The sequence below is a fragment of the Rhizobium sullae genome, assembly GCF_025200715.1.
GTDB lineage: Bacteria > Pseudomonadota > Alphaproteobacteria > Rhizobiales > Rhizobiaceae > Rhizobium > Rhizobium sullae.
This window is the reverse complement of sequence record NZ_CP104144.1, coordinates 1,070,165-1,082,248: the sequence shown is the minus strand read 5'-3', so window position 1 is coordinate 1,082,248 and position 12,084 is coordinate 1,070,165. Positions and strand designations below refer to the sequence as shown.

The following is a 12,084-nucleotide window of genomic DNA, read 5'->3' as shown; positions in this document are numbered from 1 at the left end:
TATGATAGGTGGCATCCAGGTTTGTTGCCGAAGACGTGGAAAAGGGGGCGAATGTTTAGCGAGATCGCGGAAGATTTGCCGCCAGTATTGGCAGACTTCGTTCCCGGCGCGCCCTTTTCGGATCGCCTCTCTTGGGAAGCCGTATCGGCGGACATGCGTACGGCGGTCATCGGTGATGCGGAGGCCGCTCTTGGCCAGGCCTGGTCGGTCATCAAGGCGTCCGATTACCGGGAATATGCGCTGAACGGCAATCGATCGTGTTTCGAGGCGCTCTATTTCTCGCGGCGGCGGCGATTGAACGATCTTGTGCTCGCCGAAATGCTGGAGGGCAGGGGGCGTTTCATCGATGCAATCGTCGACGGCGTCTTTCTTGTTTGCGAGGAAAGCGGATGGCAGCTTCCAGCCCACAATGCCTATGAGCGGGGCGGACAAAGGTTTGCTTTACCCGATGCCGAACAGCCGGTTATCGATCTTTTCGCGGCTGAAACGGGCGCCTTGCTGGCTACGATCGTGGCGCTACTTGGAGATCGGCTGAACGAGGTCAGCCCGCTGGTCGGCGCCCGTATCGAGCAGGAGGTGCGGACCCGACTCTTGACGCCATATCTCACCCGGCATTTCTGGTGGATGGGCAACGGTGCCGAGCGGATGAACAACTGGACGGCGTGGATCACGCAGAATGTCCTGTTGTCGACCTTCGGTCTCAAGACGGATCAGGGCCTGCGTCGAAAGATCACCGAAAAGGCGCTCTCCAGTCTGGATGCATTCGTAAAGGACTATGCTCCGGATGGCGGCTGTGAAGAAGGGGTCGTTTATTACCGGCACGCGGCGCTTTGCATGGCCGGCGCGATGGCCATTCTGGATCAGGCGGCACCGGGCTGCATGGCGAGGCTCTGGCGGGCTCCTAAGATCCGCAGCATGGCGGAATATATTTCCCACATGCATGTGGCCGGCCGGCAATACTTCAATTTTTCCGATTCCGCCGCTGTCATCGAGCCCTGCACCGTGCGCGAATATCTCTTCGGCAAGGCGGTCGGATCCGACGCGCTGGCGCGATTTGCCGCAAATGACAGGCTTTCATCGAAAAAACCGCACCTGCCGGACGAGTGGAACCTCTGGTACCGCGTCCAGGAGCTGCTCGTCGGCTCCGACCTGGTAGCCGCGCCGGCTGACGCATCAAAAACCGATATCTTTTACCCCGGCATCGGTCTGTTCGTTGCCCGCGACGATCATTATGCGCTGGCAGTTAAAGGCGGCAACAATGGCGAAAGCCACAATCACAACGATGTCGGCAGTCTGACGCTCTACAAGGACGGCAAGCCCTTCCTGATTGATATCGGCGTCGAAACCTATACGTCCAAAACCTTCTCGCCACGGCGCTATGAAATCTGGACCATGCAGTCCGCCTTCCACAACCTGCCGACGTTCGGCGGCGTGATGCAGTCGGATGGCGCGGATTTTGCTGCGCGCGACGTGGATGTGGAGTTCAATGAAGGTTCTGCGCGGATATCTCTCGACCTTGCCTCCGCCTATTCGGCAGTTGCCAAGGTGCGAACTTATCGCCGAACCGTCACGCTGCTGCGCGGGCAGCACGTGGAGGTTTCCGATAGCCATGACGGCGACCTGCCGGCCGTGCTGTCGCTGATGACCTGCGCAAAGCCGGCCGTGGATGGCCAAAATCTTCATCTCGAAAGCCTGGGACGGATCGAACTCGATGGCGGCGGCGAGATTGAGGTCGACACGATCGATATCGACGACGCCCGCCTGCGCCTTTCCTGGCCGTCAAAAATCTACCGGCTGCGTATCCCCTTTGCCGGGACGCGCCTGAACCTGCGGATCGTCTGAGGAGGGCGGGGATGGAACTGACACTGAAGGTCGTTGACATTGCCGGCGAGGTTCGTGCCAAGGCAAGTGGAATGGACGAGATCTATCTGGTCTATCGTGATGCCTACAAGGAGGGGGATCACGTCGTCGTCGAAGCGTCCGAGCCCGGACATCTGGTCTTGGCGCTTGATGACGCGATGCAGCCTGCAGTGGTCTACATGAAGGGACAAGCCTATGCGCTCGGCGTCCCGTTCGAGGCGAAGCGCGTTCCCTATTCACCACATGCTTTCGAAGGCGTGCTCCATCGACTGTTTGTCCGCAAGGCGCGGCGGGAGGAGATCGGATCGCGCCGAAATCTGGCGTTCAATCCCTGGGACGACCACGCCAATTCCTCCATCTTCCCGCATGCCAAGGCGAATGTCGAAACACGTGGGGAGGCAGTCTTTGCCGCCCGCAATGCGATCGATGGCGAAAAGGCGAACGACGATCACGGTTTTTGGCCCTATACGAGTTGGGGCATCAACCGTGATCCCGAAGCCGCACTGACGCTGGATTTCGGGCGCCCCGTCAGGATCGACGAAATCGTCTTCTATCTGCGAGCCGATTTTCCGCACGATGCCTCGTGGGAAAAGGCGAGCATCACCTTTTCCGATGGAGAGACGGAGAGCTTCTCACTGGTCAAATCCGGTGCCGCGCAATCTTTTCCGTTCGCGGAAAAGACCGTGGAATGGGTGCGGTTGCACAGCCTCATCAAGGCCGACGACCCTTCTCCCTTTCCGGCACTGACCCAGATCGAAGTCTGGGGCCGCGAAGTGGACTGATCGTAAACGTGGAAGCGTCGGGAATTGCAGTGTCAGGATGAAAATGCCCGGAAGTCCCGGAGCAGATCGCGGTAGCGAATCTGGCTGCCTCGCAGGTGGTCGCGCATGGCGTTGCGGGCTGCTTCCTCGTCCCGGTCGGAGATCGCCATGACAATCACTTCATGCTCCTTGTGGATCATCCGCCGGTAGGCAGTCTGATCGGCAGGGCGCGGGTCGGGCATCACTTTCGACTGCGGAATAGCCGCCGCCCCGTGAAACTCCAGATGCTGCCGGAACAACGGGTTGTTGGTCGCATCGGCGATGGCGAAGTGAAGTGCAAGATCGGCTTCGCGGATCGACTGGTCGTTTTCGATGCAGCGAAGGATCTGCCGGTGACATTCGAAGATTGCTTCTTCCTGGGCCGGGGAGCGCCGCAAGGCCGCAAGGCCGGCGGCCTCGATTTCCAACGGCGCTCTGACTTCCAGCACCTCGAGGTCCGACGAGACACGCGCCTTGTCGATCCTTCGGTTGAACGGCGCTTGGATGTCGGGGTCAAGAACGAAGATGCCCGCACCCTGCCGCACCTCGACAAGCCCATCCGACTTCATCGCGGCCACGGCTTCGCGCACCACCGTCCGGCTCACCCGGTGGGTTTCGGTCAGCTCAACCTCGCTCGGGAGCTTGTCGCCGGGGACATATTGGCCGCTCGCAATCGCGTGACGAAGGCTTTGTCCGACTTTCGAAACCAGTGACCCCGGCCCCTTGCTGCGATCCTTGGTCTGGATGGTCACGCTCGATCCCCTTAATGGAATGCGGGCGATCTTCAAGGCGATCGCCGTATTCATCACACATGTATGACAAATCCTGCGTCGTTGCAATACAACAATGCTTTTGTATCGTATTTTGCAAGGTCTTCGCGCGGGGCCCTTCTGGGGAAAGTAAAGCTGGACGCTGGAAAATGCCTGCTGTATTCGGTTCCAGGCCCGCGGTGCCGAAAATTGGTATGATGACATAGTGCGCGCGCCCCGAGCTTGAGAGATGCCCTATCTTTATGAAACCTACGGCGGATGCCGTCGATAATCGTGGCAGCAAGTGCAAGGTGAGCGAGGCCATGCGGATGGATAAAGAAATTTCCAAAAACCGTTCCGCAGTCGACACGGAAAGAGATGCAAGGTTGCAATTCCTGACCTGGGAGCGCAGTGCGCAGGACATCGGGAGTGATCAGCAGAAAAAGCTCAAGGAGGAGCTTGCTCGATCCGCCGGTGCACGAATTGCAGACAGCGCCTATATTGCCCGCGACGCACGCGTCTTCACCGCGTCGCTCGTCATTGGCGAGGGCTCGTGGATTGCTGGGCATGCCCTTGTGCGAGGCGATGTCGAATTCGGCTCCAACTGCTCGGTCAATCCCTATGCCTGCATTTCCGGAAAAGTGCGCTGCGGAAACGGCGTGCGCATCGCATCGCTGGTCTCGATCGTCGGGTTCAACCACGGTTTCGACGATCCGGATGTGCCGATCAATGATCAACCGCACATAGCGCTTGGAATCCTGATCGGCGATGACGTCTGGATCGGCGCTAACGCGGTCATCCTCGATGGCGTGACTATCGGCAATGGCGCCGTCATCGCAGCAGGAGCGGTGGTGACGAAGGACGTGCCGAAGCTGGCGATCGTCGCCGGCGTGCCCGCTAAAGTCGTTCGTCGCCGGGGAGAGACGGTGATTGCACGGTCCCGGCGGGGTGAAGTCGAAAATGCGCTGACGCGTATCAGCAAAACCGCCGAAACTGAATGGCGTGATGCGCTGGTGCGTCATTCGACGCCGGAGGGATACATTTCGGCAGAGGCGGACGGGATGGTCCGCAAGGCAATCCGACATCAATGCGATGCTATCGAGATCGCAGCCGGTTTTGGTCAACCGCCGACGGGCGACGAGGCAAAATCGATCATCGATCGCCTGCAGGCGCTGCAAGATCCATCGAATGGCTTTTTCCCCGATCCCTATCGGCTACCGAATCCGGCGGCGAATATCCGGGAGGATACGCTGGCGCTCTATAACGTACTCTCGATCGGGTATGCGCTGGAAATTCTCGGCACCCATCCATCTCATCCCATTTCCGGAGTTGAACTGGACGCTTCAGCGCTCTTCGATTGGCTGGAATCCTTTCCCTGGAGCACGCGCGCTTGGCTGTGTGGCGATCGGGTGGATGCGATCGCCACTGCGCTTTATTTCAACGCGCGATATTTCAAAAGTGGCCGCGGAAAAGAAATTCTCTTTGGCTGGCTGGCGACTCATGTGGATCGTGCAACGGGGCTTTGGGGAAAACCGACGGCTGAGCAAGGCCTGTTGCAGCCCGTCAACGGTTTCTACCGGCTGACGCGCGGAGCCTATGCTCAATTCGGCATTCCGGTGCCTTTGCCGGAAGCGGCGATTAACTCCGTGCTTTCTCATTACCGCAGCAACCGCGGATTTTCAGGAGCGACCTACACCGCCTGCAATCTGCTCGATACGATCCATCCACTTTGGCTTTGCCTCAAGCAAACGGATTTCATGCGTGCGCAGGCGGAAAATGTGGCTGAGACAATCATCCTCCAAGCGCAAGACCGATGGGTTTCCGGACAGGGTTTCGCTTTTGCGGACGGCCAAGTAGCGGGTTTGCAAGGCACAGAGATGTGGCTTTCAACGCTGCATCTGGCTGCCGACCTTCTTGGCATAGCGGGCGAGTTTGCCTTCGTTCCACAAGGCGTGCATCGGGCCCGATCGGTCGGACAGGGCCTTTAGCGTTTTTTATCACTGACGGTCGAGAAAAACCATTAAGTCTCTCACCGCATTGCAGGTGAGTGAGGTTGCTACTTTGACGTGAATGGCCGCAATGTTGCGGTCGCGACGGTGATCGAAACCTGGGCTCTGGGCTGGGCTGGGCTGGGCCGGGTCGGGCTGGGCCGGGAGCCATCTCGTTACCGATAGCGAGGGTAATTTTCACGGCTCGGTCTCGGGCGGTTGCGTCGAAAGTGCCGTGATTGCTGAAGCGATAAGAAGCTCGGCGACCTGTTCGGCAAGGCAGTCCGCGTCCAGCTCGCGAAGGTCAACGCCTCAGAGATCGACCGCATCCAGATCGACCGTGGCCTCGAGTTCATCGACGACATCAATGTGCGGATCAAGCAGTCGGAAGCGACGATCCGGGCGATGACCAAGGCCAATGTGAAGCTGTTGAAGACGATCCTTGGCATTGGCGAGTTCTTTGCCCGGCTGATCGATGCGGAGATCGACGACATCTCGCGCGGCACCGACACCATGGAAGGCGCTTCGCCGCAGCAGAGGATCATCTCAAATTCCTTTCGATAACCTGTGCTGAAGCGGACGATGAGATTTCCAGGTGATCGGGCTCGATATTCGCATAGCCGCGGCGGGTTCCACAGACCGTTCCGCCGTCGGCGAAGATCTCGACGATTCCATGATCATGAAACAGACGAAGGTCCTTCCCGCCGCCAAGCTCCGCCACGTATTGGATCGAGCCGTCGTCCTGGGCGAGCCGGATCGAGAGGACACCCTCGGCGACGTTCACCTCGAAGGCAAGTTCGCCGCCCTGCGTCGCGACGAGCTTGCTGCCCTCAAGCGGTCCGGAAAGGCGGATTTCGATGGGAGCCTTCGGCAGCGAGAATTTGCCGCTTTTGTCCTCGACGACAGGATCGGCGGCATACCGCTCGGCGACTTCGATCACTGGCAGCATGAGCAGCTTCTTCTTGTCTTCGCTCAGACTTAGAGCACGGGGCAGGGACAGTTCCCCGGAATAGGATGAACCCTCGGGCTTGCGGTATTCCCAGTTGAAAAGCCAGGCAAAGGCGATCTGACGTCCGTCTGCCTCGAAACTCTGCATCGCGTAATAGTCGGTGCCGAAATCCAGCAATTGCAGTTCCGACGTGTCGGGTACGAAGGCATCGTTGATCAACTCGCCGACCAGGGCATAAAGGAGATTGCGGCGCCGTGTTCGTGGCTCGACGTGGCCAACAAAGCCCATCACCAGAACCCACTTATCCTCCAGCGGGAAGAAATCCGGGCATTCGACCGCACGCGCGCCTTCTTGGCGGAAGGTAACCGGCGCACGGTAGAGCGGCCTGAGATATTGCCAATCGAGACCATCGCCGGAGCCGAACAACAACACAGCGGGATCGCCCTCGATCGACGCGCCGAGTATCATGCGATAGGCGTTGGCTGCATCGTCCCACCAAACCTTTGGATCGCGGAAGTCGTGCTCCACCCCGTCGGGACGCTGCTCCAACACCGTCACAATGCCTTCCGCCTTGATCATCCGCCGATCTGGGCGCGCTATTTTCTGGATTTCCCGATAACCCTTGAAAAGGTCATAGGCGGGCAGGCGCTCGGTGTAAAAGAACATCAAACTTCCATCTCGATCCCGAAAGGCGTTGCCGGAGAATGCGCCTCCCGTGGCGCCGAGACGCCACAGGTTCTGTTCTGGATGCAGAAATACCGGCATGTGAAGCCAATTGACCAGATCGCGGCTGGTCGCATGTCCCCAGTGCATCGGTCCCCAATCACTGCCACTGGGATGGAATTGATAAAAAAGGTGCCATATCTCGTCGATCTTGCAGAGACCTACGGGGTCGTTCATCCAATGCCGGATTGGCGAGAAATGAAGCGTAGGACGATCCGGATCGGACCGAAGCCAATCTTCAATTTCCGCACCGGTGCGTTGAAGGATCCCTTTATCCGAAAATTCAAACACTGTTATACCGGTCTCGTTCACGGTTTGAGGCTGATATCCATAGGCCCACAGAACAGCGTTCGGCGCATTGGTGACAACAGTGACCTCGCAAGCTTCCCTGTGGTGATACGAGAAAAACTCCGGATGGATGGCAAATGACCGAGCCTGCCAAACCGTTTTCCCATCAATGTTGAAACGAAAAAAGCCGTCGCCCGCGGCCCAAAACTCCAAGCAGTACCCCAAGGGTAGGAATAGGTTTTGCGTCATCAACGGGCCATCTTCCCGTTCCACTTGGTTCGTCATGAACACAACTCCGAATAGTCACTGAATTTTCGACAGACGCTCTAGCTACGCTCGGTCTATATTGAAACTTTGCCGACTATCGCCCAGGAACTGGAGTGCCCCTGAATGCATTCACTGTTCTCTCCATCCCGACCTGTTCGTCACTGCCCGAATCCAGGACTGTATTCCGCACCGACCCCCTTTGAACCAGTACTGCCGTTACTTCGAGCGCCTTCAAATTGCTTGTTGAAAGCAATGCGCCCACTTGCGTTGAGAAACACGCACTGTTTGGTGCATCGTTGATTTGCGACATTTCGGTCGTAGCCACGATGTGATTATTGGCTATGTAGTTGCCGCTACCGGCAACCACATTGATGATCACAGGCTTTACGGCGAGAGGCTTGATATATTGAGTATCGATCGTTTCTGAAATGTGGTTGGCGATTACAGAATTGTTGCTGCCATCAATGCGCAAAAGTCCGAACAGGTCATCCAGGCCGTTATCGTACTTCTGCATGGGCGCCCACGGCTCTCGATCTCGCAGGAAGTGATTTGAGGAAACCAGGTTTTCGCAACAGTTCTCAGCAAAAACCAGCATTCCGGGATAGAAGGAATGGAATCTGTTTCCTGTGATCGACGAACGCACCACGCCGGAAAAATAGACGCTGCTGGCGCCTCGAGGGAACACGTTGTTTGAGGATACTAGAATGCCGCCATAATTTTCAGCGTAGACGGAATGTCCCCTATATCCGGCCCCGACAAAATTATTCGCTATCCTCGAGGCCTGCCCCATACCTTTCAATTCGATACAGTTGCCGCACTCTGCAATGAAATTGTTGTCTATCGCCAGCGCATCCGCGTCATGAACGGTAACTCCATGCTCCAGATAGATAAGACCCATACCCGTTATTCGGAATGAGTCATTGGCGCTGCCCACATAGATTCCCGTTTTGCCATTCCTGTAGGTATTTTCTGCATCATTCTGCCCCGAACCATCGTCAATGAAGTGCAGGCCATCGATGCAAAAGTCAGCAAACTCCACAGAGCTTATACGAGGACTTCCGGTGCGCTTGACATAGAACGCGGCTCCGGCAGCCTCACCGTCGGCGGCCTCTGGAGAAATGTCCACACGTACGCGACTTCCGCCCGGCCACACTTCGCGCCACTGTGCCAGTTCGTTTGCGGGTGTATTGAAACGGATGCTCGAAGACGTAAAACCATGTCCCGAGCCCACAATCTTCAGATAGCTCACGTCTATAACGACTTGAGTGACAAGACGATAATCGCCTGGCGGTATATAGATCACTGCTCCAGGCTTTCCGCCGTCGTTTAGGTCGGGAACCGCTTGCCTGCTTTTAATATCCGCAATGATGCTATTGATGACCGACCCAATATCCTCATAGGGGTTGCCTACGGGATATCGTGTTACGTCGTAAAAGTTCTCACTTACCATTGCTAATGTCTCCTCGGCCATTTCCTACTCCACAGCGAGAGTAGACCGATGTTCTTGATTGGTTGTCGTGCGCAAGCCGCCTGGGGGAAATGCATTCAACGGCTCTCTTGTTTGAGTTTGGAGCAAGATCCTGCGCACCATCACCAGATGCTGGTGCGGATGTCCGGTTCAAAGAAGTGAAGTTCTTCGGCATCGACAGCGATGCGCGCGATGCCACCTGCGCGGACTGTGCTCTTCGGAGAAAAGCGGGCTACAGCAGCCTTTTCGTTGCCGATGTCGACGACGGCGTCCGGGTCGCCGGCATCCACCCGGGTTGCGTCGATATTCAGATGCACCATGGATTCAGAACCTAGCGCCTCAACAAGAGTAACCGGGGCCGAGATCTCGGCCGAAGAAGGCCGGATTGCGGCGTCGTTCATGTGCTCGGGCCGGATGCCCACAATCACCTGACGGTGAGACGCACCGTTGAGCGAGGGGCGGTCTTCGAAAACCCGGTCGGGGATTTCCAACCTGTTGCTGCCCAGTGTCAGCGTCCTTCCATTCAGAACGGCCTCGTACAAATTCATCGAGGGCGATCCGATAAAGGCGGCGACAAAGACATTGTCAGGTCGATTGTACAGGTTTTGTGGTGTGTCGACTTGCTGCAACACGCCGCCTTTCATGACAGCGACGCGGTCACCCATCGTCATCGCCTCGACCTGGTCGTGGGTCACGTAAATCGTCGTGACATTCAGTTTTCTCTGGAGACTGGCGATCTCGGCGCGCATCTGCACGCGCAGCTTGGCATCGAGGTTCGACAACGGTTCATCCATCAGGAAGGCCGCTGGTTTGCGGACGATCGCCCGTCCCATGGCGACACGCTGACGCTGGCCTCCTGAAAGGAGTGCCGGCCTGCGGTCGAGCAAAGTCGTCAGTTCGAGGATGCGTGCGGCTTCGTCTATGCGGCTGGCAATCTCGGTCTTCGACAGGCCTGCCATCAGCAAGGGAAAGGCGATGTTCTCCCGCACTGTCTTGTGCGGGTAGAGCGCGTAGGACTGGAAGACCATGGCAATGTCGCGATCCTTGGGATCGACATCGTTGACTAACCTGTCACCGATCCTGAGTTCGCCACTGGAAATGCTCTCCAGGCCGGCAATCATCCGAAGTGCTGTCGATTTCCCGCATCCGGACGGACCGACGAAAACCATGAACTCGCCATCACGGATATCGAAACTCAGATCCTGGAGCGCGTGAAAGCGGTTTCCGTAGATCTTATTGATATTGCGCAACTCTATGCCGGCCATGCTTTTGCCTCCCTCATCCCTTTACAGCGCCGAAAGTCAGGCCGCCGACGATCTGTTTCTGAAGTGCGAGCGTTACGATGATGACCGGAAGCGAGTAGAGCACGGCTGCAGCTGTCATCGCCCCCCAGGCAAGCCCGTAGACCGAATTGTATTCGGCGATGACGATCGGCGCCGTTTTGGTCGCCTCGGACGTGAGCAGCAGCGCGTAGAGGAACTCGTTCCAGCTTGTGATGAAGGTAAAGAGCGCGGTGACCGCTATCCCCCCTTTCATGACCGGAAGCACGATCTTTCGAAACGCCTGGAATCGTGTGCAGCCATCCATGCGCGCCGCTTCTTCGAGCTCCTTCGGTATGCCCTCGAAGAACGCAGACATGAGGAGCAGTGCCAGTGGTACCGCGGCCGACGTGTGAGCGAGCACCAGGCCTGGAATGGTATCGAGCAGACCCACAGATTTCAAAAGCTGGAACAGCGGCACTCCGAGCGCCACCGACGGCACCATGCGCGTCACCAGGGCAAAGAGCAGGAAAATGGTGGTGATCCGGCGCCGGTACTGCGTAGCCACGTAAGCGGCAGGCACGGCCACCGAAAGCGAGAGAGCAGTCGTCAGCACCGCGACGGTGAGGGAATTCACGAAGGCTCTCGGCAAAGTGGAGGATTGCAGCACTTCGCGGAAATTCTCGAACGAGACAACGGCGGGAAAGAAGCTTGGCGGGATCTGCTGGACATCAGCCGCCGGCTTGATGGAGGTCATGAGCAGATAGATGTAAGGCAGCGCGTAGGATAGCACCAACACGAGGGCTGCCGCGTTGATCAGGATTCCGCTGAGATTGAGGCGGGGAGCTCTACGCATGTACCGGCCTCCATATCTTCCAATAGGCGACTGCCGCCAAGAGCATCATGACGATGAGAAACAATGTTCCGGACGCGGAAGCCTCGCCGAGATCGCCGAACCGAACCATGCGCTGGTAGATGTTCATCGAGAACACTTCAGAAGCGTGACTGGGACCACCCTGCGTCTGTATCCAGATCAGGTCGAATGTCTTTGCAGCATCCACGCCCCGCACGATCACCACGACGGCGATCACCGGCCGCATGAGGGGAAGGGTGACATGCCAAAAGCGCTTGAGCGCATTCGCCCCGTCGATCCGCGCTGCCTCCAGCAGGTCTTTCGGGATGTTCGTCAGCCCGGCAAAGGACACAAGGGCGACAAAGGAAGTCGTCAGCCAGATGTCGGCAAAGGAAACAGAATAGATGACGATATCTTTGCTGGACAACCATGCGATCGCTTCCGGATCGCTTATGAGACCCAGACGGACGAGCCCGTAGTTCAGGATGCCGATATTGCCGACGAGCAGAAATCGCCAGAGTAGACCCGCGACGATGGGAGGAACCATCAGCGGCAGAGCGAAGATCGTGCGATGCCACCGCGATTGGCCGGCAAGCGCCGAAAAAAGCAGAGCCGCACAGAAGCCGAACGTGAACTCGAAAAAGAGCGCGAAGACCGAATACTGAACGGTCCGCAGAGCGCTTTCCGCAACACGTTTCGACGTCAGGGCATCGACATAGTTCTGCAGGCCGACCCATTCGCGTAGATGGGGCGTGATCGTATCGACCTTGAAAAAGGAGTCGAGTACCAGGAGCCCCACCGGGTAAGCGACCAGCACGCCGAGGATGGCGACTGCAGGCGCGAGCATGCAAAGTACAAATCGGTCTTCACCCGACATGTC

9 protein-coding genes and 2 pseudogenes are annotated in these 12,084 nt (G+C 57.6%); 5 read left to right on the top strand and 6 right to left on the bottom strand.

What is annotated here, in order from left to right:
- Positions 1-51 precede the first annotated feature (51 nt).
- Both N2599_RS25840 and N2599_RS25835 read left to right on the top strand, forming a co-directional pair.
- Entirely contained in the window at positions 52-1,842 is a 1,791-nt protein-coding gene (locus N2599_RS25840) for a heparinase II/III domain-containing protein (protein WP_027512153.1), read from the top strand.
- Positions 1,843-1,853: 11 nt separating this feature from the next.
- Positions 1,854-2,642 (top strand): discoidin/SUN/FTP domain-containing protein, encoded by a 789-nt coding sequence (locus tag N2599_RS25835; protein ID WP_027512152.1) that lies wholly within the window; start codon positions 1,854-1,856, stop codon positions 2,640-2,642.
- A 32-nt stretch (positions 2,643-2,674) separates the two neighbouring features.
- Here the strand turns inward: N2599_RS25835 and N2599_RS25830 are convergent, their stop codons facing one another.
- Positions 2,675-3,466 (bottom strand): FadR/GntR family transcriptional regulator, encoded by a 792-nt coding sequence (locus tag N2599_RS25830; RefSeq protein WP_198521530.1) that lies wholly within the window; start codon positions 3,464-3,466, stop codon positions 2,675-2,677.
- 272 nt (positions 3,467-3,738) lie between these two features.
- On the opposite strand from N2599_RS25830, the gene N2599_RS25825 reads away from it, so the two are divergent.
- The 3 genes and pseudogenes from N2599_RS25825 to N2599_RS25815 form a co-directional block, all read left to right on the top strand.
- Positions 3,739-5,397 (top strand): acyltransferase, encoded by a 1,659-nt coding sequence (locus N2599_RS25825; protein WP_027512150.1) that lies wholly within the window; start codon positions 3,739-3,741, stop codon positions 5,395-5,397.
- A gap of 78 nt (positions 5,398-5,475) precedes the next feature.
- A pseudogene (locus tag N2599_RS25820) lies at positions 5,476-5,650 on the top strand (XdhC family protein); the annotation flags it as partial.
- Positions 5,650-5,898 (top strand): annotated as a pseudogene (locus N2599_RS25815) (IS110 family RNA-guided transposase); the annotation flags it as partial. The pseudogenes N2599_RS25820 and N2599_RS25815, both read left to right, overlap by 1 nt.
- Positions 5,899-5,938: 40 nt before the next feature.
- Here N2599_RS25815 and N2599_RS25810 read toward each other — a convergent pair.
- The 5 genes from N2599_RS25810 to N2599_RS25790 all read right to left on the bottom strand — a co-directional run bounded on the left by N2599_RS25810 (position 5,939) and on the right by N2599_RS25790 (position 12,081).
- On the bottom strand, positions 5,939-7,606 hold the full coding sequence (locus N2599_RS25810; RefSeq protein ID WP_051336734.1) for a GH32 C-terminal domain-containing protein: 1,668 nt from the start codon (positions 7,604-7,606) through the stop codon (positions 5,939-5,941).
- 112 nt (positions 7,607-7,718) lie between these two features.
- Complete coding sequence (locus tag N2599_RS25805; RefSeq protein WP_027512147.1) at positions 7,719-9,074, bottom strand: NosD domain-containing protein; 1,356 nt, start codon at positions 9,072-9,074, stop codon at positions 7,719-7,721.
- Between the two features lie 140 nt (positions 9,075-9,214).
- Entirely contained in the window at positions 9,215-10,357 is a 1,143-nt protein-coding gene (locus N2599_RS25800) for an ABC transporter ATP-binding protein (protein ID WP_027512146.1), read from the bottom strand.
- A 13-nt stretch (positions 10,358-10,370) separates the two neighbouring features.
- Positions 10,371-11,207 carry a carbohydrate ABC transporter permease gene (locus tag N2599_RS25795; protein ID WP_027512145.1) on the bottom strand — a complete coding sequence of 279 codons (837 nt, stop codon included), beginning with the start codon at positions 11,205-11,207 and terminating at the stop codon, positions 10,371-10,373.
- Complete coding sequence (locus N2599_RS25790; RefSeq protein WP_027512144.1) at positions 11,200-12,081, bottom strand: carbohydrate ABC transporter permease; 882 nt, start codon at positions 12,079-12,081, stop codon at positions 11,200-11,202. The genes N2599_RS25795 and N2599_RS25790 overlap by 8 nt, the downstream gene beginning before the upstream one ends.
- Between the last annotated feature and the right edge of the window lie 3 nt (positions 12,082-12,084).